Genomic DNA, 26,267 nt, shown 5'->3' with positions numbered 1-26,267 from the left:
GGGTCGCGAGCCCATGACTACCTGCGGTACATCACGTCGGTGTCCCACCGCGTGAACCCGAGCGCCTCGTACAGGCGGATGGCCGCCGCGTTCTCCTCGTCCACGTAGAGCATGACCTGGCCCAGCCCGAGCGAGCGCAGGTGCGCGAGCCCGGCGAGCGTGAGGGCGCGGCCGAGGCCGCCGCCCCGCTCGCCGGGCGCCACCCCCACCACGTAGACCTCCCCGATCGGCTCCCGGCCGTCGCCGCCCCCGTCCGCGTGGACCTTCGTCCAGTGGAAGCCGGCGAGCCGGCCGTCCCGCTCCGCCAGGAAGAACCCCGCAGGGTCGAACCACGGCTCCTGCTCACGCCGCTTGAGGTCGTCCGTCGTCCAGGAGCCCTGCTCGGGGTGGGCGGCGAAGGCCTGGGCGTTCAGTTCCAGCCACGCCTCCTCGTCGCGGCCCGGCTCGAACGTGCGCAGCCGTACGCCCTCGGGCAGCGAGACGGCGGGCAGGGGCGCCGACAGCGGGCGGCGCATCCGCCACAGGGCCCGGGCGCGGGCGAGTCCCAGCTTCCCGGCCAGCCGGAGCGCGCCGGGATGGTCGCCGTGCGCCCACAGCCGTAGTCGCCCGCCGCTCTCCTCCAGGACGGCCCGCAGCAGGCGGGTGCCGAGGCCCCTGCGCCGGTGTGCGGGATGGACCACCAGTTCGCCGCTCGGGCCCTCGACCGCGTCCGCCGGGTCGAGGTGGGCGAACCCGGCCAGGTCGCCGCCGTCGTACAGCAGCGCGAACCGCGCCTCCGGGTCGCCGCCGTAGCGCAGTCGGAGCATCGCCTGCTCGTTGAGCGGCCGGACCCCATCGGCCTCGGCCGCCGCCTCGACGAGGGCGAGCACGGCCGCCACATCTTCCTCACCCAGGCGGCTGCGGATCTCCACGCGCGCGTTCATGTACCGCACATTAGGTGACTCGGGACGGTTGGTGGACAGCGGGCTTCGGCAATACCCGCCATTTACGTTCCCCTCGAATTGTTACCTTCGCGCCATATGGTCCTTAGACCGCGGCTTTACTGTCGGGGACCATGACCCCAGCATCCCTCACGCGGCTGGCTGTCGCGGGCGTCGCCGCCCTCGGCATCGCCGCCTTCAGCGTGGGCACGGCAAGCGCGGCGCCCGCCGCGAAGCCGCAAAAGCCCGCCACGTCGGTCCCCGTACGGCTGCTCACCATCAACGACCTGCACGGCAACCTGGAGCCCCCCACGGGCTCCGGCGGCCGCATCGTCGATGAGACGGGCCAGACGGTCGACGCCGGCGGCGCCGCCTACCTGGCGACGCACCTCAAGCAGCTCTCCGACAAGAACACGCTTCTCGTGGCGGCCGGCGACCTCATCGGCGCCTCCCCGCTGCTCTCGGCCGCCTACCACGACGAGCCCACCGTCGCCCTGCTCGACAAGCTCGGCCTGAAGACCTCGGCCGTGGGCAACCACGAGTTCGACGAGGGCATCACCGAACTGCGGCGCATCATGAACGGCGGCTGCCACCCGGTCGACGGCTGCTCCCCGGCCGGCCCCTGGAAGGGCACGAGCTTCGACTTCCTCGGCGCGAACGTCCTGGAGGAGGGCAGTGGCAAGTACGCCCTGCCGCCCTTCTACATCAAGAAGATCAACGGCGTGAAGGTCGGCTTCATCGGCCTGGTGACCCAGACGACCCCGAGCATCGTCACCGCCGCCGGCATCAAGGGCCTCCAGTTCACCGAGGAGGTCGCCGCGGCCAACAAGGTGTCGAAGCTGCTGGCCAAGGAGGGCGTGAAGGCCCAGGTCGTGCTGGTGCACGAGGGCGACAACATCACCCCCGGCCAGAGCCCCGACGCCTGCCCGGTCGTCCCGGGCGCCGGCTCGCGCATCGCCGCGAACCTCGACCCGCAGATCGACCTGGTCATCAGCGGCCACTCGCACCAGGCGTACATCTGCAAGATCAAGGACCCGGCCGGGCAGGACCGCTACTACACGCAGGGCTCGTCGTTCGGCCGCGTGATCACGCAGATCGACTTCCAGGTCGACAGGAAGACCCACGACGTGATCCGCTCCAGCGTGGTCGCAGACAACCACGTCGTGACCCGCACCGTCACGCCGGACCCGGAGACCGCGGCCTACGTCCAGACCTGGAAGGACCGGGTCTCGACGGTCGCCAACAAGCCGATCGGCACGATCACGGCCAACATCGGCCGGGACTCGAGCGGCGTCGCGGAGTCCCCGCTGGGCGACCTGATCGCCGACGCCCAGCTGGAGGCGACCAAGACCGGCGGGAGCGCCGAGATCGCGCTGATGAACCCCGGCGGCGTACGGGCCGACCTGACCTACGCGCAGAGCGGATCCGAGGGCGACGGCGTCGTGACGTACGGCGAGGCCTTCACGGTCCAGCCGTTCAACAACCTCATGCAGGTGGTCACGCTCACCGGGGCCCAGCTCAAGGCCCTGCTGGAGCAGCAGTGGACGGCCTCGAGCACCAAGGTCCTGCTGCCGTCGGCGTCGCTGACCTACACGGCCGACCTGACCAAGCCGATCGGCTCCCGGGTCTCCGACGTCAAGATCAACGGCACCGCGGTGACCGACGCCCAGCAGATCCGCGTCGCGGCCAACAACTTCCTGGTTGGCGGCGGTGACGGCTTCACGGTCTTCACCCAGGGCACCAACCTGTGGAGCGGCCCGCTGGACATCGACGCGTTCGTCGCCTACCTGGGTGCGCACTCGCCGATCGCCCCGCCGGTCGCGAACCGGATCACGTTCGTCAAGTAGTCCCCGCAGCGCACGCCGGAAGGCCCGCCCCCGTCAGGGGTGCGGGCCTTCTCCGTGGCCGGTCAGCGCCGGGCGGGCTCGGCCTCGTTCTGCTGCTCGCCGCGGTCGGGGACGAAGCGGTAGCCGACGTTGCGCACGGTGCCGATCAGCGCCTCGTACTCGGCGCCGAGCTTGGCCCGCAGCCGCCGCACATGGACGTCGACGGTCCGGGTGCCGCCGAAGTAGTCGTACCCCCAGACCTCCTGCAGCAGCTGGGCGCGGGTGAAGACCCGGCCGGGGTGCTGCGCGAGGTACTTGAGCAGCTCGAACTCCTTGAACGTGAGGTCGAGCGCGCGGCCGCGCAGCCGGGCCGTGTACGTCGCCTCGTCGATGGACAGGTCGCCGCTGCGGATCTCGTCCGGGACCTCCTCGGCCGCCGCCAGCGACAGCCGTCCCGACGCCATGCGCAGCCGGGCCTCGACCTCGGCGGGGCCGGCGGTGTCCAGGACCACGTCGTCGATGCCCCACTCGGCCGTCATCGCCGCCAGGCCGCCCTCGGTGACGATGGCGACGAGCGGGCAGGTCACGCCGGTGGTCCGCAGGAGCCGGCACAGGCTCTTGGCCTGCACGAGCTCGCGGCGGGCGTCGACCAGGATGGCGTCGGCGGGAGCCGCGTCTATCAGCGCGGAGGCCTCCGCGGGCGCCACGCGCACCGAGTGGAGGAGGAGCCCGAGCGCCGGCAGCACCTCCGCTGAGGGCTCCAGGGCGTTGGTCAGCAGGAGCAGATTGCTCACGTGCGCCTCCTTGCACCTCGTCGGCTCGTGCGCTGTTTGCAGCACTGGAAACCGCGACAGCCGTACAAACACGTAAGGACCCGGGGGCCACATCGCCCAGGTCCAGTAATTCGTAGGGTAGCCCACAGGATGTTTGCGTCCAATGTGCGTCCCCCGTGTGAACAACACGTCACGCGGTTAATCCGCGTAACGTGACGGTGACGCAGGGCTGTCACGGACGTGACGGAAAGGAGCCGAGAGGCCATGGCCACGGGAACGGTCCGCTACTGGGCCGCCGCCAAGGAGGCCGCCGGGGTCGCCGAGCAGACGTTCGAGGCGGCCACGCTCGCCGACCTGCTCGCCGCGATCTCGGCCGATCCCCGGGTGGAGCGCGTCCTGCGCCGCTCGTCCTTCCTCGTAAACGGCGCGCCCGCCGGCACGCGGGATCCGGCCTCGATAGACCTCCCCGAGGGCGCCGTGGTCGAGGTTTTGCCGCCCTTTGCAGGGGGATGAGCGGCTACGCTGATCGCAGAGCGATGCTCCCCGGAGGGGTCGGATGCGCAAGTTGGTCGTGTCGCTGATCGTCCTGGCCGTCCTCCTCGTGGTCGTCGACCGGGTGGCCGTGGTCGGCGTCCAGCGGGAGATCGCCCGCCAGGTCGAGGCGAAGTACGATCTGGACACCCCGCCGTCGGTGCAGGTCAAGGGCTTCCCGTTCCTCACGCAGGCGGTCTCGGGGCACTACCAGGAGATCGCCGTCGGCATCGGCGGGCTGACGCGGGAGGGGGTCAAGCTGTCGAGCGTGGACGCGACACTGAACGGCGTGAACGCGCCCCTCACGGACCTGCTGCAGAACGCGTCGACCGCCAGGATCACGGCCGACCGCGTCACCGGCACCGTCGTGATCTCCCGGGAGACGCTCTCGGCCCGCGCCCCGCGCGGCATCAAGGTCTCGGGGAACGGCGGTGACACGCTCACCGTGGCCGGGAACATCACCGTCCTCGGGCGCCAGGTCCCGGTGACGGCCGACATGAAGATCGACGTCGCCCAGGGCGAGGTGCGGCTGACGCCGGTGAACGTCAAGCTCGCGGGCGCCATCCCCGTGCCGAACCCCGAGCGCTTCATCTCGTTCGCCGTCCCCGTGAAGAACCTGCCGCTCAACCTGAAGATCACCAAGGTCAAGACGACGCCGCAGGGCCTCGAGGTCGAGGGCACCGCCACCGATGTCCCGCTCCGATGACGAGCGCGACGCTGAACCGGACGGGCCCTCCGTCCGTTATGAGGGCGTGAGTCCAGCCGGAACGACCGACGAGGAACTCATTCGCGCACTTTTCGAGGACCACGGAGGGCCGTTGTACGGCTACGTGCTGCGGCTGACCGGCGATCCGGGCAGGGCGGAGGACGTGGTGCAGGAGACGCTGCTCCGGGCCTGGCGGCACCCCTCGGTGCTGGAGGGGCGACCGGTCCGCGCCTGGCTGTTCACCGTCGCCCGCAACCTCGTCGTCGACCAGCACCGGGCGCGCATGGCGCGGCCGCAGGAGACGGGTGACGAGGCCCTCTCCGTCCTGCCCGCCGACGACGAGCTCGACAAGGCCCTCGAGTCGTGGGGGGTCGCGGAGGCGCTGGCCTCGCTGCGGCCCGAGCACCGCGACGTGCTGGTGGAGACGTACTACCGGGGGAGATCGGTGAAGGAGGCGTCGGAGGCCCTCGGCATTCCGCCGGGGACGGTCAAGTCGCGCACCTACTACGCGCTCCGCGCGCTCAAGCTCGCCCTCGAGGAACGGGGGCTTGCGCCATGACCTGCGACGAGGTCCGCATCTCGCTGGGCGTCTACGTGCTGGGCGCCCTCGACGCCGACGAGGCCGCCGAGGTCGAGGCGCATCTCGACGGGTGCCCGGCCTGCCAGGCCGAGCTGGCGGAGCTGTCCGGGCTGCCCCCGCTGCTGTCGCGGGTGTCGGCCGACGAGATCGCGCACGCCTCCGCGCCGCCGCACGCCGTGCTCGACCGCCTGCTCGCCGCTTCGGCGCGGCGCAACCGCCGGTCTCGCGTCCTGCTCTCGCTGGCCGCGTCCGTCGTGGTCGCGGCCCTCGGCGGTACGGCATGGCTCGCGGCGGCGCAGGGGGACCGGGAGGCCGTGACCGCCTCGGGCTCGGTGGCGTCGTCGGTCCCGTCGGCCACGCCCGCGCCGGCGGCGGACAGCAGGATCATGGACGCACCGGCGGACTCCTCCGCGGTCGCGCCGAAGGCCAAGCTGCTGCAGCAGGGACCGGTGCTCGTCGGCCGGAACGGCGACATGCGCCTGGAGATCCGGCTGACGCCCGAGGCGGGCGGCACACGGGTCGCGGCGGAGGTCTACGGGGTCCCGGAGGGGACCGTGTGCACGCTGCGGGCCGTCGACCGGGGCGGCGCCGTGACGCCCGTCGCGAGCTGGTCGGTCGGCCCCGCGACGTACGGCACGGAACGGACGACGACCTTCGAGGGGTCCACCGCCCTGCAGGCCACCGAGATCAGCAGGTTCGTGCTCGGCACCCCGGACGGCCGGACGCTCGTCACCGTCCGGGTGTGATCACGGAGAGATCCGGGAGTGATCCCGAGGGGAATGAAACGCGTCCCGGACGGGGTTCTTGACCGTGATGACAGGAATCGCCGTTCTCGCCGCCACGCTCGCCGCGGGCGTGCTCATCGGGCTGATCATGCGGCGACGCGACGGAAGGGTGCGCACGGTGGGGAACGGGACGGCGGATCCACGCGCGGCCGTGACGGGCGCCGACCTCGGGGCCGAGCTCGGCGAGCGGGCGACGCTGGTCCAGTTCTCGACGGCGTTCTGCCAGCCCTGCCGGGCCACCCGGCGGGTTCTCGGCGAGGTGGCCGGGATGGTGCCGGGCGTGCGCCACGTCGAGATCGACGCCGAGTCGCGGCTCGATCTCGTCCGGCGTTTCGACGTTCTGCGCACCCCGACCGTCCTCGTTCTCGACGGCTCGGGGAATGTCGTGAAGAGGGCTTCCGGTCAGCCGCGGAAGGCGGACGTGATCGCGGCCCTCGGCGCGGCGGTCGACGGGCCGTCTCACGGCCCGTCTCATCAAGCGGACAACGTGTGACAGATGTCGAGACGACGGGTACTGTCGTGGTCATGACTCCCACGACAGAGCTGCTCACGAAGCGGCGCGCGGTGGATTTCTGCCGCGTCGCCACCTCGCTCTGTCGCATGGCCTGAGGGTGATTCCTGCGGCTCGTGCCGCTTTCCGAGAATCCTTCAGGAGCATCCGATGATGCAGATCGACCCTCGCGGCCCCCGTTTCGGCGCGGCCATAACGACTCTGGTCCTCGCGGCCGTCCTGGTGACGCGCAGCCCCTGGCTGCTCGCCCTCCAGGGGCTCGTTTTCGCGCTAGGGGCTCTCGACACCTCACCGTACGGCCTTGTCTACCGCAGGCTGGTGCGCCCGAGGCTGGGCCCCCCGGGGGAGTTGGAGGACGCGGCGCCGCCGCGTTTCGCGCAGGTCGTGGGTCTGGTGTTCGCGATCGCGGGGCTGATCGGATTCGCGGCAGGGATCACGCCGTTGGCTCTGGGTGCGACAGCAGCGGCACTGCTGGCCGCCTTCCTCAATGCCGCCTTCGGCTTCTGCCTGGGCTGCGAAATGTACCTGATCATCCGCCGTCTACAACCTGGGAGAATCCAATGAGCCGCTCCGCCGTTCTGGTGGACGCCGACTGGGTCGAGGCCAACCTCGACACGCCGGGTGTCGTGCTCGTCGAGGTCGACGAGGACACGAGCGCCTACGACAAGGGCCACATCCGGGGTGCCGTCAAGATCGACTGGAAGACCGACCTGCAGGACCCCGTCCGCCGCGACTTCGTCGACAAGGCCGGGTTCGAGGCGCTGCTCTCGTCCCGCGGCATCGCCAACGACGACACCGTCGTCCTCTACGGTGGCAACAACAACTGGTTCGCCGCCTACGCCTACTGGTACTTCAAGCTCTACGGCCACGACAACGTGAAGCTGCTCGACGGCGGCCGCAAGAAGTGGGAGCTCGACTCCCGCGAGCTGGTCGAGGACGCGGTCGAGCGCCCCGCCACGCAGTACACGGCCCAGGAGCCCGACACCTCGATCCGCGCCTTCCGCGACGACGTGGTGGCCGCGATCGGCAAGCAGAACCTGGTGGACGTCCGCTCACCCGACGAGTTCACCGGCAAGCTGCTCGCCCCGGCCCACCTGCCGCAGGAGCAGGCGCAGCGCGCCGGCCACGTGCCGACCGCCCGCAACATCCCCTGGTCCAAGGCGGCCAACGACGACGGGACGTTCCGCTCGGACGACGAGCTCAAGGACCTCTACTCCGGCGCCGGCGTCGACTTCGCCAAGGACACCATCGCGTACTGCCGCATCGGCGAGCGGTCCGCGCACACCTGGTTCGTGCTGCACGAGCTGCTCGACCAGGCGAACGTGAAGAACTACGACGGTTCGTGGACCGAGTACGGCTCGCTCGTGGGCGTGCCGATCGAGCTGGGGGAGGCCCGCTGATGACGACGATCCAAGGTTGCGCCGCACCTGAGCAGACCGTGGCCCTGCCGGCGGGCATCGACCTGTCGACCCAGGCCGTGATCCAGGGCGTCGTGTCGGGCGCCGGCACGGCGTACGCCCGCCTGCTCGACCACTCCGGCGAGTTCACGGGGGAGGTCGTCGTCTCCGACGAGGGCATCTTCCGGTTTTTCGCGGCCCCGGGCCAGTGGACGGTCCGCATCATCGCCGGCGGCGGGGTCACCAAGGACGTCGCCGTCGAGGCGAAGCTCGGCGAGGTCGCCCAGCTCGCGGTCGCCGTCTGATCGATTCACGCCGAAGGGCCGGTGCGTTCACCCGAACGCGCCGGCCCTTCGCGTTGTACGGTCCTCGCCATCCCTACCTTGGCGCTCCCACTTCCTTCTTCACTCGCAGGGGGACGAGCTGGTATTACGTGGTAGCGGTAATACGTGACAGGAGTGGATCCGATGCGGCTCAACAGCAAGGGGCAGGTCACCATCCCCGCGGAGATCCGCGAGAAGTACGGGCTGCATCCCGGTGACGAGGTGGACGTGGTCGAGGTCGGGAACACGTTGCAGATCGTCCGGCGTGAATCCAGTGCGACGCGCGGGGGCCGGGCGGCACAACGGCTGCGGGGAACGGCGACGACGAGGATGACGACCGACGAGATCATGGGGCTCCTCCGTGACCAGTAGCCCTCGCGTGGTGCCCGAGAGGGCGACGCTGGTAGATTCCTGCGTCCTTCTCGACATCGCGACGAACGACCCGAAGTGGGCGGACTGGTCCGCCGAGGCCCTCGCCACGGCGTTGGACGAGGGGCACATCGTCGTCAACCCGATCGTGTACGCCGAGGTGTCGATCGGCTTCTCCAGTGTCGAGGAGTTCGAGGAGGCGCTCCCAGCTGAGGACTTCCATCGGGAGGACATTCCGTTCGACGCCGCGTTCCTGGCCGGTAAGGCCTTTCTCGCCTACCGGCGGCGTGGAGGCGGGAGGAGGTCCCCGCTTCCCGACTTCTTCATCGGCGCCCACGCGGCCGTGCGGAGGTACCGGCTGCTGACGCGGGACGAGTCCCGGTACCGGACGTACTTCCCCACCGTGGAACTCGTCGCGCCCTGAGCCCGTCTCGCCGGACCGATGCCGTACTGAGGGACGAACCGAACCGATAGCATGCGGCAGGTGTCCGGAACGTCCGCGCTCGCCGCCCCCCGCCAGGACGCCGCACCCCGCAGGGCCTCCTGGTCGCAATCGCCGTACGCGCTGCCGCTGCACGCCCTGCGCATCGCCGCCCGGTGCGCCCTGCCGCTGATCCTGTGCTTCTCCCTGGGACGAGTCGTGCGCTGGGGGCTCCTCCTCCTGGCGGCGACGCTCTCGCACGGCTCCTGGTATCAGGCGCGGCTGGTCGTCGTGGTGTTCCTGTTCACCCTCGTGGTGATGACGTCGCTCGCCACGACGGTCCTCATGCTGTACGTGATCCGCGACGCCCTCATGGAGACGCGGGCCCGCCGGGAGACGGACGAGGCGAAGGAGAGCGTGCTCGGCGCGCTCAACCGGACCGCGCTGGTGTTCTCCGGCATCTACATGACGTGGGGCTTCGTCCAACAGGACGTCCGCGACTTCATGGACCTCGACCTCTTCCGGCAGCCGGACAAGATCTGGGTCGACGCGGGCCAGGGCATCGACAGCGGGGTGATGGGCGGGCTCATCAACCTCGACGCCCGCGTCTCCCTCGTCACCATGTTCGTCGCGTACCTGGTCAAGACGTTCTTCGGGAGACGCCATGAGGCCGGCAGCGGCCGGTTCTCCGGGATCATGGCGACGTTCGGGGAGCTCGCCTTCGGCTTCTACGGGCTCAACGCCGTAGCCGCCGTCGTCGGCGCCCGCTCCGACTGGATCGGCTCCCGGGCCGCCGTCGCGGGCTGGCACGACTTGACGGCGAGGGCGGGGGAGGCGATCCCCGGCTGGAACGCGTTCTGGAGCGACGTCTGGCCGTACGTCATCGACGCGCTGGCGGTGCCCCTCGCCTGGCTGACGGTCGGCATCCTCGTCTACGGCGCGTACGCCGACGACACCCGGACCACGATCAGGGGAACCCGTCTGGAGCGGGCGGCCGACCAGATCGAGCGCAGCCACGCCCTGACGCGGCGCGCGCTGACGAAGCTGAGCGCCGGATGGACGGACCGATGGGTCCCGCTGCTGAACTCCCTGCGGCTCACCGTGCGCGGCGGCGCCCCGCTGTTCGGGCTGTTCGCGCTGTGCTACGTCGGCCTGCACGTCGGGGGCGACTACCTGGGCCGGGCCGGCCGCTACCTGACGGCGAGCGACAAACCGTATCTGTGGTTCGTCACCGACGTGCCGGTCGACTTCGTCGCGGACCTGGTCGTCACCGTGATCACGATGTGCCTGGTCGCCGCCACCTTCGACCTGGCCGCCACCAAAGCCCGACGGGGCCGCTGATGAGGGGTCAGCGCAGGAACCGCAGCACCTGGTCCTCCTTCTCGGTGGAGGAGAAGGCGGCCTTCATGAAGTCGTCCGCCGACTGCCCCGGGACGTCACGGTAGACGCTCGGCCTCAGCAGGACCTCGACCTGGTCGGCCACCGCGGGCGGGACCACGCCCACCCGTTCCATCCGGTACGGCGTGCCGACCCGGTTGTCCTTCACGTCGGGCGGGGTGTCGTTGCTGAGCTCCTCGGTCCGCCAGGTGCGTCCCGCCGCGTCGGTCAGCGAGACCTCGGGAGCGCCGTGGCGGATGGCGCCCTCGGCGTCCAGGGCGGTCCTCGTGGCGATCACCTTCACCCACTGGCGGTCGGGGGTCGCCGACCGGCCGCTCGGGTCCGGGATGCGCTGGAGCGACACCTGCCACGAGACGTGCTGCCACACGCCCGGCTGCCCGGGCTTCACGAGGTGGACCACGTCGGCCGGCCGGCCGTACTCGTAGACGCCGTAGGCGAACCAGGCGGGAAGCCCGACGGCGAGGGCCGCGGAGACGACCGCTCCCGCGCCGACGAGCACCGCCCGCCGGCGGCGCCGGGGCGCGGCGGAGGGCGGCGGGACGGGCGGCCGCGGCTCGGACTGCGCCGGGCCCGACCGGATGGCCGACGGCGGCAACGGCCTGGTGCCCCTGATGGCGGGGAACGGCTGGGTCGAGCCGTCCTCGCCCTCCGGCTCGGGCTCAGGCGGCGGCCAGACCCGCCGGTCCTTGGCCGGCGGAGTGAGCCTGCCGGGGATGGGGACGGGGAGGGGCGCCGGGCGCGGCAGCGGCCCGCTGTAGGTGATGTCGGAGGGCTGGCTGGGCGGGGGCGCGAACCAGTCCCGCGGATCGGGCCCGTTCGCCTCGTTCCAGCCGGGCCGGGGGGAGCCGGGCCGGGGGGAGCCGGGCTGGTGCCCGGGGCCGGGGTGGTCATGGGGCGGGGTCCCGCCCAGGGGCGTCTCGGTCATCAGCTCTTGCCCGTCAGGGAGTGGAAGTCCTCCGGCTGCGACACCAGCCGGGTCGCGGTGGCGCCGGAGAGGCCGAGGTCGATCTGCGCCTCGGGTGCGAAGCTGTCCGAGACCATGAGGCTGTCGGGCGGCACGAACACCAGCCGGGCCCCCGGTATCGCGTCCTTCGGCACCTCGAAGACGAGCAGGCCCGCGGACCAGAAGCCCGGCTGGATCCACTTGTTGAACAGCGTCAGCGTCTTGTCCACCTTGTCCGTCGGCTTGTAGCGCCGGCCGTCGGCCGTCAGCAGCACCGGCGGGGTGAGCTCGCTCAGCTGCATCGGCTCGCGCGGCGTGGTGGCCGACACGTCGACCAGGAGGAAGAGGTTGCTCGTGCCGACCTTGACCGCCTTGCCGCCCAGGTCCGTCGTGTCCACGGCGCGGGCGGACGTCACCGAGGTGACCTTCACCGAGAAGCGCGAGGTCTCGACGATCCCCCCGATCCGGCCCTGGTAGGTAAGTGCGGAGCCGCGCTGCTCGTACGGCAGGGTGAAGGTCTGCGCGTAGACCGCGGCCGCCGCGAGCGCAAGGCCGGCCATGCCCGCGACGAGGCGGCGGGTCACGCCCCTGCGGGCCCGGGGCGCCTGCTCGGCCCGGTCCTCGGTCCGGATCCCGGCGTGGGTCACGGCCATCACTCGCTCTCCCGTCGTACAGGGAGGGTGATCTGGGCGGCCACCGTGGGGGTGAAGACGCCCTTGTCGTCCTCCTCGCCCACGAGCTGCCAATAGTGGGTCTGGTCGCGCAGGCCGACCGGGTCGTAGGAGTAGCCGCCGAGATCGACGCCGATCTCCTCGGGGGCGGTGGCCGTGGGTTCCAGCTCGTACTTCACCACGACGGTGGTCGTGATGCCGGGGTGGAGTTGCTGGCTCTTGATCCCGTAGCTCAGCACCGAGGCCTCGGGGCCGTACTTCGTCTTGATCTCGGGCCGGGTGCGCAGCAGGGAGCCGGCGAAGCCGGTGATCGTCGAGAACTTGTCGCCCGGCTTCGGGAGCGTGCCGACATGGGTGGTGGCGTCGCCCATGTTGGTGACCTTGAGGACCAGCTCCAGGTAGCGCTTGGTGTCGCCGAAGTCGCCCTTCTCGGTGGTGTCGATCGCCTTGATGAACTGGGTGCGGAACTCGCCCTGGTCGATCACGTCGCCGGGGCCGACCTTGGGCGGGGGCTTGTCGGGGGCGTCCTTCAGGCCGCCGAGGAGCGCGGTGACGCCGATGCCCGCGGCGGCCAGCGCGGAGGCGACCGGGACGAGGACCGGGCGTCGGCGGCGGGCGCCATGGGGGGATGACGTCATGGCAAGCGATGGTAGTACGACCACATCTAAACCATCCGCCGCATTCGTCCCACCTCTCGGGGTGAAATAGGTCCGAATGGCGAGAAGCACGCCCTGACAGGGCTTCCAGCTCCTACGCTGTGACCGAGGCGGACATGGAGGGCCTGTGGGCGACCCGCACCCCGAGCATGCCCAGCTTCAGGCGGATCGGATCTACCTGGGCTGGCAGTACGCTCTGCTGTACCCGGACCCCGGGCCGCCGCCCAAGCGTCCCGCCCGCGAGGACGTCGCCGCGCCACAGCCGGTCGACGACGGGTGGGCGCGGCGGGAGCGCATGCAGAAGGACCTCCTGAATCGGCCGGTACGGATCTTCCGCACCTTCATGGTCGTCGTCGCCGCCGGGCTGCTGGCCCTGGGGGTCACCGAGCTGCTGGCCTGGTCGTTCGTGCTGCTCGGCCTCGTCGCGGCCGGCGGCGTGGCGGTGATCTGCAGCTACGCCATCCGGCAGGGCGACCGGACCGTCAACGAGCGGATCCGCGAACGGCGGGAGAAGGCGCGGCGCGAGCAGGAGCGCCGCCAGCGGGAGATCGTCACGGCCCAGGAGGAGCACGCCGCCAAGTACCGCGACTGGGCGGAGAAGAAGAGCAGGTTCGACAAGCAGCTGACCTGGTACGCCGTGGCCGTCCCCGACGAGATCGACCGGGTCGACGTGGCCGGCGGGACCCTCCCCGGCTGGTCGGCCCTGATCACGCTCATCGGCGCCACCCGGCTGTACAGCGGCGGCCACCTCACCGTCCTCGACCTGTCCGAGGGCGCCATCGCCAAGGACCTCATCGAGCTCGCGAGGAGGGGCGGCGACGACCCGCTGGTGTGGGTGCTCCCCGTGGACCTGCCGCGGCTCGACCTGGGCGCGACGCTCAAGCCCGAGGCGTTCGCCGACGTGCTGGCCCACGTCGTGAGCGTGAGCGAGGAGACCAGCAGGGACATCGGGTTCGACAACGCGATCCTGGAGCGGGTCCTGGAGGTCCTGGGAGAGAACGCCACGATCAGCCAGGTCACCGCCGCCCTCCGGGCCCTCGCGCAGGTGGGCGACCCGCGGGACGACATGCGGTTCGGCCTGCTGACCGCCTCCCAGCTCGAACGGATCGGCACGCTGTTCGGCCGCGGCGTGGCCGACCGCGTCGTCATCGAACGCGCCTGGGCTCTGGAGTCGCAGCTGCGCAAGCTGGAGACGCTCGGGACCGAGGCCGTACGGCTGCCGCCCGCGCGGCTGCGGGTGGTGAGCATGGACCGCCAGGCGGGGGTCTTCGGCAACCGGGTGCTCGGGACGTACGTCGCCACGGCGCTCACGCACATCCTGCGGCAGTCGCCCGCGAGCGAGCGGCCCTGGTACCACACGATCATCGTCGCGGGGGCCGACAAGCTGCGCGGGGACGTGCTCGACCGGTTGATGGACGCCTGCGAGACCTCCCGCACCGGGCTCGTCCTGACCTACCGCAGCCTCACCCCGACCGTCCGGGAGCGGCTGGGCCGGGGGCACGCGGCCGTCGCGTTCATGCGGCTGGGCAACGCCGAGGACGCCCGGGTGGCCAGCGAGCACGTGGGCACCGAGCACCGGCTGGAGCTGGCCCAGCTCACCGAGACGTTCAGCTCCGCCGCGCCCGGCCAGAGCGGCTTCTACACCTCCACCGTCGGGGCCGGCCGGACCGGGCACGAGGAGAAGGGCGAGGGCGACCTGAGGGAGGGCATCACCGAGTCGACCGAGTGGGGGCGCAGCGTCCCCGCGGTGGCCGAGGGCGTGCTGCAGCGCTCGCGCGAGTTCCTCGTCGAGCCGCACCAGCTCCAGCAGCTCCCGACGACCTCGGTCATCGTCACGCACGCCACGGCCGAGGGCCGCCAGGTCCGCCTCGCGGACGCCAACCCCGCGATCCTCACGTTCCCGAAGACGACCCTGGGAGAGTTCGAGGAGGTGCGACGGGCCGCGCTCGCCGTCCACGAACCGGACCCGCCCCGGCAGGAGGAGGACGGGCCGTCAGAGCCGGGGCCGCCCCCCAACCTGGGGCCGCCGCCTCCCCGGCTCGACTGGCGCAAGCGGCCATGACACCGTCCGCGCGCGGTAAGGGCATCGTCAACAGGGATGTGCGCGGCTGATCGTTGAAGGATTCTCTCCCTGTTCGACGTCAACTGAGGGGTCTCATGCATCCGTTCCCCCTGAGCGGGCCGTGGTACCGGATCCAGGCGATCACGGCCCCATCGCGTAGTTCGTCTGCGGAGTGGGACTTCGTCACGGTTCTTCCCGCGGTCCTGTCCGCGGCGCAGCGCAACCGGCCGTTCGTCATCGGGTGGCTGTCGCGCGGCTCGGGGGCGCCCCTCGAGCTGATCACCAACGCCGGGCCGCTCACACCGCCCCGTCCGCCGCGGCGCGCGGCGGCGGCCGCGGAGACGCCGGTCACCGGGCCCCAGCCGCTGCTGTTCCCCGGCGGCGCGCGGGGCGTGGAGATCGGCGACGAGTGGCTCGCCGACCTCGCCGACCTCGTCTGGACGCCGTGCCCCGGCCGCCAGGCCCCGCCCCTGTACGGCAGGCGGGAGCCCGAGCCCGACGAGCCGAAGCGGCCGACGCTGTTCGAGTCGACGCTGGTCACGCTCATGTCCCGGCCGTTCGGCTGGGTGGTGGTGGCCGAGCCGACCGACCTGCTCGACGCGGAGGTGGCCCACCTGCGCACCCAGCTCAACGTGCTGCGGCAGTACGGCGACGCCTCCGAGCGGTCGCGGTTCGACGCCGAGCGGGCCGAGCGGCGGATGCAGGAGCTCGACGCGTTCCGCGAGGCCGGGCTGTGGAACGTCCGGGTGCTCGCGGGCGCCGCGGGCCCCGACGAGCTGCGGCAGATCGCGCCCGTGCTGGTCGGCTCGGTCGAGATGAGCCACCACCCGTACCGGCTGCGCAGCGCGATGTCGCTGCCCGTCCTGTCCGGCCCGGACAGCGGCGAGTCGGTCTACGGCTTCGACGAGGCGCTCGCGGTCAACCTCCAGGACTCGGCCGACGGGGCGGCGGCGCCGTTCGCTGCCACGGCCGGGGCGCTCGCCGCGCTGGCCGGGCTGCCCCGCCGGGAGGTGCCCGGGGTGCGGGTGCTCGACGCCGGCTTCTTCGACGTGACGAGCGAGGCCGAGACCGACGCCACGGCCGAGCTCATCGACCTCGGGCACATCGTCGACGGGCAGGACCGGGCGGTGGGAACGTTCCGGGTGCCGCTCGCGACGCTGAACCGGCACGCCTTCGTCACCGGCGCCACCGGCTCGGGCAAGTCGCAGACCGTACGGCACCTGCTGGAGCAGCTCACCAAGGCCGGGATCCCCTGGCTGGCGATCGAGCCGGCCAAGTCGGAGTACGCCGCCATGGCCGGCCGGGTGGAGCACCTGGCCCCGCTGACCGTGATCAACCCGTCCGCGCCCGACAACGTGCCGATCAGCGTGAACCCGCTCGCGCCCGAGCCCGGCTATCCGGTGCAGGCGCACATCGACATGGTCCGCGCGCTGTTCATGGCGGCCTTCGACGCGGAGGAGCCGTTCCCGCAGATCATGTCGCTCGCCCTCCAGCGGGTGTACGAGGCCAACGGCTGGGATGTGGTCACCGGCGGCGGCATCCCGGGGGCCGCCGTCCAGCCGGCCGTGCCGACCCTGGAGCAGCTCCAGCAGCACGCCCTGGAGGTCATCCAGGAGATCGGGTACGGCAACGAGGTGCAGGCCGACGTCGAGGGCTTCATCAGCCTGCGCCTGCGCAGCCTGCGGGTCGGCAGCGCCGGCCGGTTTTTCGAGGGCGGCCATCCCGCCGACATCGGCGGGCTGCTGCAGCGCAACGTCGTGCTCGCGATCGAGGACGTGGCCAACGACGAGGACAAGGCGTTCCTCATGGGCACGTTGATCATCCGCATCGTCGAGCACCTGCGCATGCGCGCCCGCCAGGAGCCGCGCGTCGAGGACGGGGCCGGCGGGCTGCGCCACGTCATCGTGATCGAGGAGGCCCACCGGCTGCTGCGCGACCGCGGCTCGCAGCGGGCCTCCACCCACGCCGTCGAGCTGCTCGCCGGTATGCTCGCCGAGATCAGGGCGTACGGCGAGGGGATCGTCGTGGCCGAGCAGATCCCCACCAAGCTCGTCTCCGACGTGGTGAAGAACACGGCGCTGAAGGTGGTCCATCGCCTGCCGGCCGAGGACGACCGGGGCCTCGTGGGCGCCGCGATGAACCTCAGCGAGGACCAGTCGCGGCAGGTCGTGTCCCTGCAGCCCGGCTTCGCGGCGGTCTTCGCCGACGGCATGGACCGGCCGCTGCGCGTCCAGGTGCCGCTGGGGGAGGACCGGGAGCGGCCCATGCTGAGCCCCGTCCCCCCGATCTGCGGGCGCCGCTCGGCCGCCTGCGGGCGCGAGTGCCGCACGGGCAAGGCGTGCACGCTGGTGGAGCTGCGCGAGGCCGACCTGCTGGCCGTCGCCCCCGAGTGGGCGTGGCTGCGGATCTGGACGGACACGGTCGTGCTGTCGTTCGTGACCAACCGGGCGCTGCCCGGCGTGCCCCGCGTGCTGGCCGACATCTGGGGCGAGCTGCCCGTCAAGCGCCGCGAGTGCCTGCTGGCCACGCTCGCCGAGCGGGCCGTCTCCCGCCGCGCCTGGTCGCTGCGGACGTGGTTCGACCCGGCGCTGCTGACGGAGAAGGCCGCCGAGGTCGCGGCGGGGCTGCTCGGCCCGGGCGACGGCGAGCCGCCGATGCGGGCGGGGGAGCGCCCCGGCCCGGCGTGGGTCATCCCGCAGGTCCGGTGGCTGCACGAGGTGGACCGGCTGTTCCCGTACGGCCACCCGGCGCCCAACCTGCGCAGCCCCGCTCCGGCGATGGAGTATCCGCTGTTCGGCACCGATCCCGCCGGCCGGCCGTACCCGCATCAGGGGCTGAACGGGTCGTCTCCCGCGTCCGGGGGCGATGGGGGCGTGGCGGTCGGCGTGCGCACCGAGCTCCTCGGCCACCGCGCCAAGGCCCTGCGCCACCACCCGCTGTCGATGGAGGTCGACCGGAACCGGGCGCTGGCCTGGCGGGTCATCCTCGGCGACGACGAGCACGAGGGCATCCAGCGCGACGTCACGACCGTGGCGATCGGCGTGGAGCCGCGCGAGCGGGTCAAGTACGTGGCGCAGACGATGGGCGCGGGCTGGCTGGAGACCGTGCTCTCGTGGCCTCGGCGGTTCGTGCTGCCGTTCGACGGCGACACCCCGGCCGAGCTGTCGTTCCCCGAGTCGTTGGGCGGCTGAGCCGCCGCCCGGCGACCATGGGAGGCGGGAGATCCGGGGGACATGACCTAGGATCGCGGGCATGAGTCAGCTTCCGTTGCGGGCCCAGCTCGCCAGTGCCCTGGGCCGCACGGCCGCGACGCTGTCCAGGGCCACCGGGCGCGGCGACGGTTCGGTCATCGGCGGCAGGGTCGGGCTGATGCTGGAGCCCGACCTGCTGCGCAAGCTCGCGGCCGACCGCACGCTCGTCCTGGTCAGCGCCACGAACGGCAAGACCACGACGACCCGCCTGATCGCATCGGCTCTCCAGGAGCTCGGCGGCGTGGCGACCAACGCCTTCGGCGCGAACATGCCGGCCGGGCACGTCTCGGCGCTGTCCTCGGCCAAGGACGCGCCGTTCGGGGTGCTGGAGGTCGACGAGAAGTACCTGCCCGAGGTCCTCGACACGACCAACGCCGGCCTCGTCTGCCTGATGAACCTGAGCCGCGACCAGATGGACCGGGCGGCCGAGATCTGGCTGCTCGCGCAGAAGTGGCGGCGGGCGCTCGACGGCAAGCCCGCCCACGTCATCGCCAACTGCGACGACCCCCTCGTGACGTGGGGCGCGTCGACGGCCGCCCGGGTCACCTGGGTCGCCGCCGGGCAGCGCTGGCGCGAGGACTCCTGGTGCTGCCCCGAGTGCGGCGGCCCGCTCGACCGCGCCGGGTCCGCGAGCCTGGGGCAGGGCACCGGGGCGCCCCCGTCGGCCGACTCCAGCTGGGCCTGCCGCGAGTGCACGTTCCACCGTCCCGAGCCCAACTGGGTGCTCGACGGCGAGGACGTGATCGACCCGCGCGGCACGCGCTGGCGGCTCGACCTCCAGCTTCCCGGCCAGGCCAACCGGGCCAACGCGGCCATGGCGATGGCCACGGCCGAGGCGATCGGCGTCGAGCCGGGCAGGTCCCTGAGCCGGCTGCGCACCGTCACCTCGGTGGCCGGTCGGTACACCACCGTGGAGCGCGACGGCCGCTCGCTGCGGCTGCTCCTGTCGAAGAACCCGGCGGGCTGGCTGGAGGCGTTCGACGTCGCCGACCCCACGCTGCCGATCATCCTGTCGGTGAACGCCCAGGGCCCGGACGGCCGCGACACCTCCTGGCTGTGGGACGTCGACTACCGCATCCTGCGCGGCCGCCCGGTCTACGTGACCGGCGAGCGCCGCCTCGACCTGGCCCTGCGGCTGGCCGTGGCCGACGTGCCGTTCCAGCTCTGCGAGTCGTTCGACCACGCCGTGACGGCGCTGCCGCCCGGCCGGATCGACGTCATCGCCAACTACACCGCGTTCCAGCAGATCCGAGCGGAGTTCAACCGTGCAGTCTGAGCTGGCCATCGTCTGGATCTACCCGGACCTGCTGAGCACGTACGGCGACCAGGGCAACGCCCTGGTGCTCGAACAGCGGGCCAGGGCCCGGGGCATCGCCACCCGGACCGTCCACGTGCGCTCCTCCGACCCCGTGCCGCGGGACGGGCACGTCTACCTGATCGGCGGCGGCGAGGACCGCCCGCAGATCCTCGGCGCCGAGCGGCTGCGCAAGGACGGCGGGCTGCACCAGGCCATCGACCGCGGCGCGGCGCTGCTGGCGGTCTGCGCCGGCTACCAGATCATGGGCTCGGTGTTCGGCGGCGAGGAGGGCCAGCCGGTGCCCGGCATCGAGCTGCTCGACATCAGCTCGGGCCGCGGCGAGCGGCGCTCGGTGGGCGAGCTGGCCGCCGAGGTCGACCCCGCGCTCGGCCTGCCGATGCTGACGGGCTTCGAGAACCACATGGGCGTGACGCGGCTCGGCCCGGGCGTCCGGCCGCTGTCGCGCACGCTCGTCGGGACCGGCAACGGCGACGGCACGGAGGGCTGCTACGCCGGGCGGGTCATCGGTACCTACCTGCACGGGCCGGCGCTCGCCCGCAACCCCGCGCTCGCCGACCTGCTGCTGAGCTGGGTCGTCGGGCCGCTGCCGCAGATCGACGACAGCTGGTACCAGCGGCTCCGCGACGAACGCCTGGCCGCCGTCCTGCCGCGCTGACCCCGCCGCCGCCCCGCCCCCGGCCATGAGTCGGGGGCGCGGCGGTCAGTAGACGAGCGCCTGGACGTCGTCGCCGAGGATCTCCTCGACGAACGTCGAGGCGCCGGCGATGCGGACGCCGTCGATCACGTCGTCGACGGTGATCCCCCGACGGGCCGCGCACTGCGTGCAGAGCGTCACCCGGCCGCCGGCGAGCACGGCCTGGAGGAGGTCCTCCAGCGGAGGGGCCTCGGCAAGTGCGAACTCCTTGGCGCGGCCGGGCAGCGAGAACCACGCGGACTCGCCCGTCAGCCACAGCGAGACCGGTACTCCGCTGGCCAGGGCGGCCGCCGCGACGGTGAACGCCTGGTTGCACCGCTCCGGCGCGTCGGCGCCGGCCGTCACCTTGATCACAAGTGATCGTGCCATGGTGGCAGCCTAGTGCGCCGCTGATCCGCCCGTGGCGTCGCATGCCGTACAAGTGGGATAAGACGGGCCATTCACCCTCGGGACGCCTCGACGGAGGCGGGAAGAACCGGGGCCGGGCGGCCTCTAAGCTCGTCGTCATGGACGTACATCCCGACCTCGAGCCGATCGCCTTCCTCCTGGGCCGCTGGGAGGGGGCCGGCGTGATCGGCTATCCCACCATGGAGAGCGCGAACTTCGGCCAGGAGGTGGTGTTCGGGCACAACGGCAAGCCGTTCCTCACCTACCAGAGCCGGACCTGGCTGCTCGACGCCGAGGGGACCAAGGTGCGGCCGCTGGCCACGGAGTCGGGCTACTGGCGGATCCAGCCGGAGCGGCACCTCGAGGTGGTCCTGGCGCATCCGACGGGCATCGTGGAGATCTACGTCGGCGAGGTCGTCTTCCACAAGATCGAGCTGCACACCGACGTGGTCGCCCGCACGTCCACGGCCAAGGAGTACAACGCGGGCCACCGCCTGTACGGCCTGGTCAACGGCAACCTGATGTACGCCTACGACATGGCCGCCGTGGGCCAGCCGCTCCAGTCGCACGCCTCGGCGGAGCTGAGGAAGGCCGGCGAGTTCGTCCCCGAGTGATCGACGAAAGGGCATGAAAAAACCCCGGGCGTGCTCCGCCTCAGGTGAGACGGGCCGGCTGGACCATGGGGGAAGACGTTACGCCTCCGCCCGCCGGCCGCCCGGGGTTCCGGTGTCTGTCGAGGATTCGCCGGGACGTCGTTCGACATCCAGACGGAAGGTCCAGATGGACGAGTCCTAGCGGACAGCCACCTCGCTAGCCCAATAATGACTAACCATTGTTTGGACCACCTCCCTTCTGCGTGGCTCCACGCTATGCGAGCGATCGCCGCGGGGGCAAACGTTTTTGCCGGGGGCGTACGCGGGAATACGGCCGGGTCCCGGCGGCCCGGGCACGGTGGGCCGTCCGGCTCATAAACTCTTGCTCATGGCCGAGACATGGCACGAGGAGCTGCGGTCCCGCGGCTACCGGATCACGCCCCAGCGCCAGCTCGTGCTGGAGGCGGTCACCGAGCTCGGGCACGCGACGCCGGAGGACATCTGCTGCCGGGTCCAGGAGACGGCCCGCGGCGTCAACATCTCGACGGTCTACCGGACGCTGGAGCTCCTGGAGGAGCTCGGCCTGGTCACGCACACCCATCTCGGCCACGGCGCGCCGACCTACCACCTCGCCTCCCGGGCCGACCACGTGCACCTCGTCTGCCGCGGCTGCGGAGGGGTGACCGAGGTGTCGCCGGAGCTGGTCCAGGGGCTCGTCTCGACCCTCGACACCGAGCTCGGATTCGCCACCGACGTCCGTCACCTCACGGTCTTCGGGGTATGCCGGAATTGCCGCTGACCCTGTCGGCTCCGCCCGCTCGGGCCGCGCGTACTACACCTGCGCGCGGCCGGACGCGCACATGGTGGGGCTCTCGGCGCGCCTGCGCGCTATGTCCGGCCGGGCCGGTCGCCCTGTAGCGTGGCGGAAAGGTTTCCCTGATCCCATAAGCGGGAGTGCATGTGACCGTCCCCGCGGATGAGCGGCGTGCGCCGGCCGATCGGCGATGAGGTGGTCTGCGGCGATGCGTTCGCCTTCGTGGACACCCCCGACGCCGTAACCGTCCTCGTCTGCGACGGGCTCGGTCACGGCGACGCCGCCGCGCAGGCCTCCCGGGAGGCCGTACGGATCTTCCAGGAGGGGCCCGGCCTGGCGCCGGAGGCCGTCCTGGAACGGGTCCACCGAGGGCTCTCCCACATGAGAGGAGGCGCGGTCGCGGTGGCGAGGATCGAGCGGGAGCGCGTGTCGTTCGCCGGCCTGGGCAACGTGTCGGGATGGATCGCGCACGCCGAGGGGCGGCAGGGGATGGTCTCGCTGCCCGGCATCGCCGGGCACCAGGGCAGGCGGACGCAGCGGTACGAGTACGCGCTCCCGCCGCACGCGACGGTGATCCTGCACTCCGACGGCATCGGCGACCGCTGGGACCCCGGGTCGCTCCCCGGCCTGTTCGCCCGCTCGCCGGCCGTCGTCGCCCCGACCCTCCTGCGCGACGCCGGTGGCCGCAGGGACGACGCCTGCGTGGTGGCCCTGAGGCGGCGGGCATGACGGTCGAGGAGCTCACCGGCGCCGAGGTCCGCGTCGATCAGGACGTCTTCGCATTACGGCGGCTCGGACGGGAGATCGCCGATCTGGTGGGCCTGGAGCCGCAGGGCCAGATCCGGATGGCGGCCGCCCTGAGCGAGATCGGCGGGGAGGTCCTGTCCGTGCTGTCCAAACAGGGCCTGCGCAGGGATCATCTGCTGGAGGCGGTCTGCGACGCCGTCGCCGCCGGAATGGGCGGCGCCCCCGCGGATCGCGACGGCGGCGTGGGAGGGGCCGATGCCTGAGCCGGCGACGGTGCTGGTGGTGGACGACACGCCCACCAAGCGGTACATCCTGTCGAGCTGGCTGCGCCGGGCCGGCCACCGGGTCGTCGAGGCGTCCGGCGGGCAGGAGGCGCTCGACCGGATCGAGGACCTGCGGCCCGACCTCGTCGTCCTCGACGTGCGGATGCCCGACCTGGGCGGATACGAGGTCTGCGAGAGGATCAAGGGCAACCCGGCCACCGCGTCGATCCCGGTGATCCAGGTGTCGGGCAACGCCGTCGCCCCGTCCGACCGGGCGCAGGGCCACGACCGGGGCGCGGACGCGTACCTGGCGGAGCCGGTCAAGCCCGACGAGTTCACCGCCACGGTCGAGGCGACCCTGCGCTACTACCGGGCCCGGCTGCGGGCCGAGCGCATGGCCGACCGTCTGGCCAGGCTCGCCGAGATCACCCTGCGGATCAACGAGGCGGAGTCGTTCGACAGGCTCCTGTGCGTGGCTGTGGAGGGCACGGCGGAGCTGCTGGGGCGGTACGCCGGCGTGCTGGCGCTGCCGCCCGACGGCAGGACGCGCCGGTACTCCGCACGGCCCGGAGACACGGCAGCGGCCCGGACCGCGTCCGCCGACATGCTCCGGCGGCTCAGCGACATGTCGCTCGCCGACTCCGCCGGGGTGAAGAGCTTCGGCGTGGACACGGCAGGCTGGTTGGAGATCGTCCCGGACAGCGACACCGAGGCGACGGTGTACGGCGTGCTGTGCCGCACCAAGCACGGCAGGCCGCCCGTCTACCTCGGAGTGGAGAGCGCCCCGTCGCTGGACGCCGAGGACCGCAACATCCTGAGGCTGCTCGGACAGGAGCTCGCCCTGGCCGTCGACGCGCTGCGGGCCTACACCGAGGAGCACACCATCGCGCTGACGCTGCAGCGCAGCCTGCTGCCGGCGCGCATCCCGGAGATCCCCGGCCTGGGGTTCTGTGTGCGGTACCAGCCGGCTGTGGACAACGTCGAGGTCGGTGGCGACTTCTACGAGGTCCTGCCACTCGGCGATCGGGCGCTCGTCGCGCTCGGCGACGTCCAGGGCCACTCGCTGTACGCCGCGACCGTGATGGCCGAGCTGCGGCACGCCCTGAGGGCGTCGCTGATCGACAGCGTGGACCTCGCCCGGTCGATGGCCCTGCTCAACGCCGTGCTGCGGCGCTACCACCCCGGCATGACCGCGACCGTCTGCCTGCTGCTCGTCGACCCGGCCACGGGGGAGATCGAGCTGGTCAACGCGGGACACATCCCGCCGTTGCTGGCCGGGAAGGGCGCGGCCTACCACCGGTTCGGCAACCTCCTGCTCGGCGTCGCCGACGAGACCTACCGCGTCGACCGGATGACGCTCCCCGAGGGCGGAACGCTGCTGCTGTTCACGGACGGCCTGATCGAGGACCGCGACACGCTGCTCGACGAGAGCCTGGAGATCGCCCGCCAGCTCGCCGAGGACGCGGGGGACGACATGGAGGTCTTCTGCGACCGGCTCATCGCCCGGTTCGGGGCGCGGGAGGACGACGTCGCCCTCGTCGCCGTGCACCGCTTCTAGGGTTGTCCACAGGCATGTGGGCGCGACGCCGGAAGCCGTGGGGGACCGAATAGCCTTGAGGGCATGCGGAGCCCTTTGCTTGACACCCCGGGTGCGGTCGCCGGCGAGAGGCCGGACGAGACGGTCGCGGCCCACTACGGCGATCCCTACGCCGAGCAGCGCGCGCTGGTGAGCGGGCAGGCGCTGATCGACCGGAGCAATCGCGAGGTCGTGCGCGTCGCCGGCGTCGACCGGCTGAAATGGCTCAACGACCTGAGCTCCCAGAAGCTCGACACGCTGACCCCGGGCACGCCGGCACAGACGCTGCTGCTCGACCTGCAGGGCCGGGTGGAGCACCACCTCACGCTCGTGGACGACGGCGAGGCGGTGTGGGCGCACGTGGAGCCCGGCACCGCCGCCGAGCTGGTCGCGTTCCTGGAGAAGATGCGCTTCATGCTGCGCGTCGAGGTGGCCGACGTCACCTCCGCGTACGCCGTCGTCTCCGTCGCCGCGCCCGGCTCGTCCCCCGACGGCCCGTCCGTACGGCTCTCGCCCCCCGACGGCACGATCGCCCTGGGCGGCGACCTGCTCGTGCCGCGCGAACGGCTGGCGGGCCTGCCCGCCGAGCTGGGCCTGCGCCCGGCCGGTCTGTGGGCCTACGAGGCGCTGCGGATCGCGGCCCATCTGCCGCGACTGGGGTTCGAGACCGACCACAAGACGATCCCCCACGAGATCGGGTGGATCGGGGAGGCCGTCCACCTCAGCAAGGGCTGCTACCGGGGGCAGGAGACGGTCGCCCGGGTGCACAACCTCGGCCACCCGCCCCGGCGCCTGGTCTTCCTGCACCTCGACGGGAGCGTCGACGTGCTGCCCCCGCACGGCGCGCCGGTGACCCTCGGGGTCGGCACGCCGGTCGAGGCCGAGCCGGAGGCGGCCGTGGAGGGCGCGGCCGAGCCGGGCCAGATCGGCTTCGTCGGCTCGTCGGCCCGCCACTACGAGCTGGGCCCGATCGCGCTGGCCGTCGTCAAGCGCACGGTCCCGGTCGACATCGACCTCCTCGCCGGCGGCGTCGCCGCGAGCCAGGAGGTCATCGTGCCGCCGGACGCCGGGCGCAACGTCAAGATCGACCCCGCCCTCCGCCGCCGCGTCCGCTGACCGCCCGCCCGCCCGCCCCCGCTGGGCGGCCGCTTCAGCGGGCGGCGTCCGCGCCGGCCGGCCGCGACCGGCGCGGTTGGGGCGGTTGGGGCGGCTTCGCCCGGCGGAGAGCCGGGGGCGCTCCGCGGGTGCGGGACGGCTACGCCTGGCGGGTGCGCGGGCTCAGGGGGTCACACGTCGAGGACGAGGGTGATCGGGCCGTCGTTGGTGAGGGACACCTTCATGTCGGCGCCGAAGACGCCGGTCTCCACCCGGGCCCCGAGCGCCCGCAACTCGGCCACCACGGCCTCGACGAGCGGCTCGGCCACCGGGCCGGGCGCCGCCGCCTGCCACGTGGGCCTGCGGCCCCGGCGGGCGTCGCCGTACAGGGTGAACTGGCTGATCACGAGCAGCGGGGCGTCCACGTCGGAGCACGACTTCTCGCCGTGGAGGATGCGCAGGCCCCAGAGCTTGGCCGCGAGGCGGGCCGCCTCCGGCTGTCCGTCGGTGTGCGTCACCCCGACGAGCACGAGCAGGCCCGGCTCGTCGATCGCGCCCACGACCTGACCCTCGACCACAACCGACGCGGAGCTGACCCGCTGTACCACCGCTCGCATGGCCCCGAATTCTGCCACGTCCGCGGCCTTCGTAGACTGC

The 26,267-nt window shown here is 72.1% G+C and carries 29 protein-coding genes; 22 read left to right on the top strand and 7 right to left on the bottom strand.

All coding sequences use genetic code 11. The annotated features are described in order from the left end of the window. Positions 1-17: 17 nt before the first annotated feature. Positions 18-923, bottom strand: coding sequence for a mycothiol synthase (gene mshD / locus Mco01_RS26725; protein ID WP_204059612.1), 906 nt, complete (start codon positions 921-923; stop codon positions 18-20). A gap of 131 nt (positions 924-1,054) precedes the next feature. On the opposite strand from mshD, the gene Mco01_RS26720 reads away from it, so the two are divergent. Then, positions 1,055-2,767 carry a bifunctional metallophosphatase/5'-nucleotidase gene (locus Mco01_RS26720; RefSeq protein ID WP_204059611.1) on the top strand — a complete coding sequence of 571 codons (1,713 nt, stop codon included), beginning with the start codon at positions 1,055-1,057 and terminating at the stop codon, positions 2,765-2,767. Positions 2,768-2,829: 62 nt separating this feature from the next. Here Mco01_RS26720 and Mco01_RS26715 read toward each other — a convergent pair whose 3' ends face one another. Next, a complete protein-coding gene (locus Mco01_RS26715) occupies positions 2,830-3,540 on the bottom strand; it encodes a winged helix-turn-helix transcriptional regulator (protein ID WP_204059610.1) in 711 nt (236 codons plus the stop codon). A gap of 243 nt (positions 3,541-3,783) precedes the next feature. Between Mco01_RS26715 and Mco01_RS26710 the strand changes: the two genes are divergently transcribed. The 11 genes from Mco01_RS26710 to Mco01_RS26660 all read left to right on the top strand — a co-directional run bounded on the left by Mco01_RS26710 (position 3,784) and on the right by Mco01_RS26660 (position 10,483). After that, entirely contained in the window at positions 3,784-4,032 is a 249-nt protein-coding gene (locus tag Mco01_RS26710) for a MoaD/ThiS family protein (RefSeq protein WP_036328777.1), read from the top strand. Between the two features lie 43 nt (positions 4,033-4,075). Then, positions 4,076-4,756: an LmeA family phospholipid-binding protein gene (locus Mco01_RS26705; RefSeq protein ID WP_204059609.1), complete on the top strand. Its 681-nt coding sequence runs from the start codon at positions 4,076-4,078 to the stop codon at positions 4,754-4,756. Between the two features lie 46 nt (positions 4,757-4,802). Then, positions 4,803-5,315, top strand: a complete 513-nt coding sequence (locus Mco01_RS26700; protein ID WP_036328773.1) for a sigma-70 family RNA polymerase sigma factor — start codon at positions 4,803-4,805, stop codon at positions 5,313-5,315. Then, positions 5,312-6,082 (top strand): anti-sigma factor, encoded by a 771-nt coding sequence (locus Mco01_RS26695; RefSeq protein ID WP_204059608.1) that lies wholly within the window; start codon positions 5,312-5,314, stop codon positions 6,080-6,082. The genes Mco01_RS26700 and Mco01_RS26695 overlap by 4 nt, the downstream gene beginning before the upstream one ends. Before the next feature lie 67 nt (positions 6,083-6,149). Next, positions 6,150-6,614 (top strand): TlpA family protein disulfide reductase, encoded by a 465-nt coding sequence (locus Mco01_RS26690; RefSeq protein WP_204059676.1) that lies wholly within the window; start codon positions 6,150-6,152, stop codon positions 6,612-6,614. 168 nt (positions 6,615-6,782) lie between these two features. After that, the gene (locus Mco01_RS26685) at positions 6,783-7,196 is read left to right on the top strand and encodes a DUF4395 domain-containing protein (protein WP_425560013.1); all 414 of its coding nucleotides are present in this window, start codon (positions 6,783-6,785) and stop codon (positions 7,194-7,196) included. Next, positions 7,193-8,032: a sulfurtransferase gene (locus Mco01_RS26680; protein ID WP_204059607.1), complete on the top strand. Its 840-nt coding sequence runs from the start codon at positions 7,193-7,195 to the stop codon at positions 8,030-8,032. The genes Mco01_RS26685 and Mco01_RS26680 overlap by 4 nt, the downstream gene beginning before the upstream one ends. Then, positions 8,032-8,334, top strand: coding sequence for a DUF1416 domain-containing protein (locus tag Mco01_RS26675; RefSeq protein WP_204059606.1), 303 nt, complete (start codon positions 8,032-8,034; stop codon positions 8,332-8,334). Before Mco01_RS26680 ends, Mco01_RS26675 begins: the two co-directional genes overlap by 1 nt. A gap of 162 nt (positions 8,335-8,496) precedes the next feature. Beyond that, on the top strand, positions 8,497-8,724 hold the full coding sequence (locus Mco01_RS26670) for an AbrB/MazE/SpoVT family DNA-binding domain-containing protein (protein ID WP_204059605.1): 228 nt from the start codon (positions 8,497-8,499) through the stop codon (positions 8,722-8,724). Between the two features lie 10 nt (positions 8,725-8,734). Then, the gene (locus Mco01_RS26665; RefSeq protein ID WP_204059604.1) at positions 8,735-9,145 is read left to right on the top strand and encodes a type II toxin-antitoxin system VapC family toxin; all 411 of its coding nucleotides are present in this window, start codon (positions 8,735-8,737) and stop codon (positions 9,143-9,145) included. 60 nt (positions 9,146-9,205) lie between these two features. Then, complete coding sequence (locus Mco01_RS26660; RefSeq protein ID WP_204059603.1) at positions 9,206-10,483, top strand: hypothetical protein; 1,278 nt, start codon at positions 9,206-9,208, stop codon at positions 10,481-10,483. Positions 10,484-10,490: 7 nt separating this feature from the next. Here the strand turns inward: Mco01_RS26660 and Mco01_RS26655 are convergent, their stop codons facing one another. From Mco01_RS26655 to Mco01_RS26645, 3 genes are read right to left on the bottom strand one after another with little or no spacing between them, the layout of a single operon-like run. Beyond that, entirely contained in the window at positions 10,491-11,465 is a 975-nt protein-coding gene (locus Mco01_RS26655; protein WP_204059602.1) for a hypothetical protein, read from the bottom strand. Beyond that, the gene (locus Mco01_RS26650) at positions 11,465-12,136 is read right to left on the bottom strand and encodes a DUF4352 domain-containing protein (RefSeq protein WP_204059601.1); all 672 of its coding nucleotides are present in this window, start codon (positions 12,134-12,136) and stop codon (positions 11,465-11,467) included. Before Mco01_RS26650 ends, Mco01_RS26655 begins: the two co-directional genes overlap by 1 nt. After that, a complete protein-coding gene (locus Mco01_RS26645; protein WP_204059600.1) occupies positions 12,136-12,792 on the bottom strand; it encodes a hypothetical protein in 657 nt (218 codons plus the stop codon). Before Mco01_RS26645 ends, Mco01_RS26650 begins: the two co-directional genes overlap by 1 nt. Before the next feature lie 145 nt (positions 12,793-12,937). On the opposite strand from Mco01_RS26645, the gene Mco01_RS26640 reads away from it, so the two are divergent. From Mco01_RS26640 to Mco01_RS26625, 4 genes are all read left to right on the top strand, one after another. Continuing rightward, positions 12,938-14,872 carry a hypothetical protein gene (locus Mco01_RS26640; RefSeq protein WP_204059599.1) on the top strand — a complete coding sequence of 645 codons (1,935 nt, stop codon included), beginning with the start codon at positions 12,938-12,940 and terminating at the stop codon, positions 14,870-14,872. A 95-nt stretch (positions 14,873-14,967) separates the two neighbouring features. Next, the gene (locus Mco01_RS26635; protein ID WP_204059598.1) at positions 14,968-18,063 is read left to right on the top strand and encodes an ATP-binding protein; all 3,096 of its coding nucleotides are present in this window, start codon (positions 14,968-14,970) and stop codon (positions 18,061-18,063) included. A 61-nt stretch (positions 18,064-18,124) separates the two neighbouring features. Further along, positions 18,125-19,399: a DUF1727 domain-containing protein gene (locus Mco01_RS26630; RefSeq protein WP_204059597.1), complete on the top strand. Its 1,275-nt coding sequence runs from the start codon at positions 18,125-18,127 to the stop codon at positions 19,397-19,399. Further along, positions 19,389-20,096, top strand: coding sequence for a type 1 glutamine amidotransferase (locus Mco01_RS26625; protein WP_036328744.1), 708 nt, complete (start codon positions 19,389-19,391; stop codon positions 20,094-20,096). The genes Mco01_RS26630 and Mco01_RS26625 overlap by 11 nt, the downstream gene beginning before the upstream one ends. Positions 20,097-20,141: 45 nt before the next feature. Here the strand turns inward: Mco01_RS26625 and Mco01_RS26620 are convergent, their stop codons facing one another. Then, a complete protein-coding gene (locus Mco01_RS26620; RefSeq protein ID WP_204059596.1) occupies positions 20,142-20,504 on the bottom strand; it encodes a DsrE family protein in 363 nt (120 codons plus the stop codon). A gap of 137 nt (positions 20,505-20,641) precedes the next feature. On the opposite strand from Mco01_RS26620, the gene Mco01_RS26615 reads away from it, so the two are divergent. The 6 genes from Mco01_RS26615 (at position 20,642) to ygfZ (ending at position 25,631) form a co-directional block, all read left to right on the top strand. Further along, positions 20,642-21,136 carry a heme-binding beta-barrel domain-containing protein gene (locus Mco01_RS26615; protein WP_204059595.1) on the top strand — a complete coding sequence of 165 codons (495 nt, stop codon included), beginning with the start codon at positions 20,642-20,644 and terminating at the stop codon, positions 21,134-21,136. A gap of 367 nt (positions 21,137-21,503) precedes the next feature. Continuing rightward, complete coding sequence (locus Mco01_RS26610; RefSeq protein WP_204059594.1) at positions 21,504-21,914, top strand: Fur family transcriptional regulator; 411 nt, start codon at positions 21,504-21,506, stop codon at positions 21,912-21,914. 177 nt (positions 21,915-22,091) lie between these two features. Continuing rightward, positions 22,092-22,658 (top strand): SpoIIE family protein phosphatase, encoded by a 567-nt coding sequence (locus Mco01_RS26605; RefSeq protein ID WP_204059593.1) that lies wholly within the window; start codon positions 22,092-22,094, stop codon positions 22,656-22,658. After that, on the top strand, positions 22,655-22,939 hold the full coding sequence (locus Mco01_RS26600; RefSeq protein ID WP_204059592.1) for a hypothetical protein: 285 nt from the start codon (positions 22,655-22,657) through the stop codon (positions 22,937-22,939). The genes Mco01_RS26605 and Mco01_RS26600 overlap by 4 nt, the downstream gene beginning before the upstream one ends. Further along, positions 22,932-24,497, top strand: a complete 1,566-nt coding sequence (locus Mco01_RS26595; RefSeq protein WP_204059591.1) for a fused response regulator/phosphatase — start codon at positions 22,932-22,934, stop codon at positions 24,495-24,497. Before Mco01_RS26600 ends, Mco01_RS26595 begins: the two co-directional genes overlap by 8 nt. A gap of 63 nt (positions 24,498-24,560) precedes the next feature. Continuing rightward, positions 24,561-25,631, top strand: coding sequence for a CAF17-like 4Fe-4S cluster assembly/insertion protein YgfZ (ygfZ, locus tag Mco01_RS26590; protein WP_204059590.1), 1,071 nt, complete (start codon positions 24,561-24,563; stop codon positions 25,629-25,631). Between the two features lie 170 nt (positions 25,632-25,801). Here ygfZ and dtd read toward each other — a convergent pair whose 3' ends face one another. After that, complete coding sequence (dtd, locus tag Mco01_RS26585; protein ID WP_036328730.1) at positions 25,802-26,227, bottom strand: D-aminoacyl-tRNA deacylase; 426 nt, start codon at positions 26,225-26,227, stop codon at positions 25,802-25,804. Positions 26,228-26,267: the final 40 nt, after the last annotated feature.

Origin of the sequence: Microbispora corallina, assembly GCF_016863035.1 — a bacterium.
GTDB lineage: Bacteria > Actinomycetota > Actinomycetes > Streptosporangiales > Streptosporangiaceae > Microbispora > Microbispora corallina.
This window is presented reverse-complemented; position numbering and strand designations above follow the sequence as displayed.

Coding starts and splice junctions, on each gene's coding strand:
- Mco01_RS26705 (WP_204059609.1), top strand. CDS start 4,076: ATGCGCAAGTTGGTCGTGTCGCTGATCGTCCTGGCCGTCCTCCTCGTG.
- Mco01_RS26630 (WP_204059597.1), top strand. CDS start 18,125: ATGAGTCAGCTTCCGTTGCGGGCCCAGCTCGCCAGTGCCCTGGGCCGC.
- Mco01_RS26720 (WP_204059611.1), top strand. CDS start 1,055: ATGACCCCAGCATCCCTCACGCGGCTGGCTGTCGCGGGCGTCGCCGCC.
- Mco01_RS26685 (WP_425560013.1), top strand. CDS start 6,783: ATGATGCAGATCGACCCTCGCGGCCCCCGTTTCGGCGCGGCCATAACG.
- Mco01_RS26610 (WP_204059594.1), top strand. CDS start 21,504: ATGGCCGAGACATGGCACGAGGAGCTGCGGTCCCGCGGCTACCGGATC.
- Mco01_RS26655 (WP_204059602.1), bottom strand. CDS start 11,465: ATGACCGAGACGCCCCTGGGCGGGACCCCGCCCCATGACCACCCCGGC.
- Mco01_RS26680 (WP_204059607.1), top strand. CDS start 7,193: ATGAGCCGCTCCGCCGTTCTGGTGGACGCCGACTGGGTCGAGGCCAAC.
- Mco01_RS26645 (WP_204059600.1), bottom strand. CDS start 12,792: ATGACGTCATCCCCCCATGGCGCCCGCCGCCGACGCCCGGTCCTCGTC.
- Mco01_RS26690 (WP_204059676.1), top strand. CDS start 6,150: ATGACAGGAATCGCCGTTCTCGCCGCCACGCTCGCCGCGGGCGTGCTC.
- Mco01_RS26615 (WP_204059595.1), top strand. CDS start 20,642: ATGGACGTACATCCCGACCTCGAGCCGATCGCCTTCCTCCTGGGCCGC.
- mshD (WP_204059612.1), bottom strand. CDS start 923: ATGAACGCGCGCGTGGAGATCCGCAGCCGCCTGGGTGAGGAAGATGTG.
- ygfZ (WP_204059590.1), top strand. CDS start 24,561: ATGCGGAGCCCTTTGCTTGACACCCCGGGTGCGGTCGCCGGCGAGAGG.
- Mco01_RS26695 (WP_204059608.1), top strand. CDS start 5,312: ATGACCTGCGACGAGGTCCGCATCTCGCTGGGCGTCTACGTGCTGGGC.
- Mco01_RS26670 (WP_204059605.1), top strand. CDS start 8,497: ATGCGGCTCAACAGCAAGGGGCAGGTCACCATCCCCGCGGAGATCCGC.
- Mco01_RS26650 (WP_204059601.1), bottom strand. CDS start 12,136: ATGGCCGTGACCCACGCCGGGATCCGGACCGAGGACCGGGCCGAGCAG.
- Mco01_RS26620 (WP_204059596.1), bottom strand. CDS start 20,504: ATGGCACGATCACTTGTGATCAAGGTGACGGCCGGCGCCGACGCGCCG.
- Mco01_RS26605 (WP_204059593.1), top strand. CDS start 22,092: ATGAGCGGCGTGCGCCGGCCGATCGGCGATGAGGTGGTCTGCGGCGAT.
- Mco01_RS26710 (WP_036328777.1), top strand. CDS start 3,784: ATGGCCACGGGAACGGTCCGCTACTGGGCCGCCGCCAAGGAGGCCGCC.
- Mco01_RS26675 (WP_204059606.1), top strand. CDS start 8,032: ATGACGACGATCCAAGGTTGCGCCGCACCTGAGCAGACCGTGGCCCTG.
- Mco01_RS26635 (WP_204059598.1), top strand. CDS start 14,968: ATGCATCCGTTCCCCCTGAGCGGGCCGTGGTACCGGATCCAGGCGATC.
- dtd (WP_036328730.1), bottom strand. CDS start 26,227: ATGCGAGCGGTGGTACAGCGGGTCAGCTCCGCGTCGGTTGTGGTCGAG.
- Mco01_RS26600 (WP_204059592.1), top strand. CDS start 22,655: ATGACGGTCGAGGAGCTCACCGGCGCCGAGGTCCGCGTCGATCAGGAC.
- Mco01_RS26595 (WP_204059591.1), top strand. CDS start 22,932: ATGCCTGAGCCGGCGACGGTGCTGGTGGTGGACGACACGCCCACCAAG.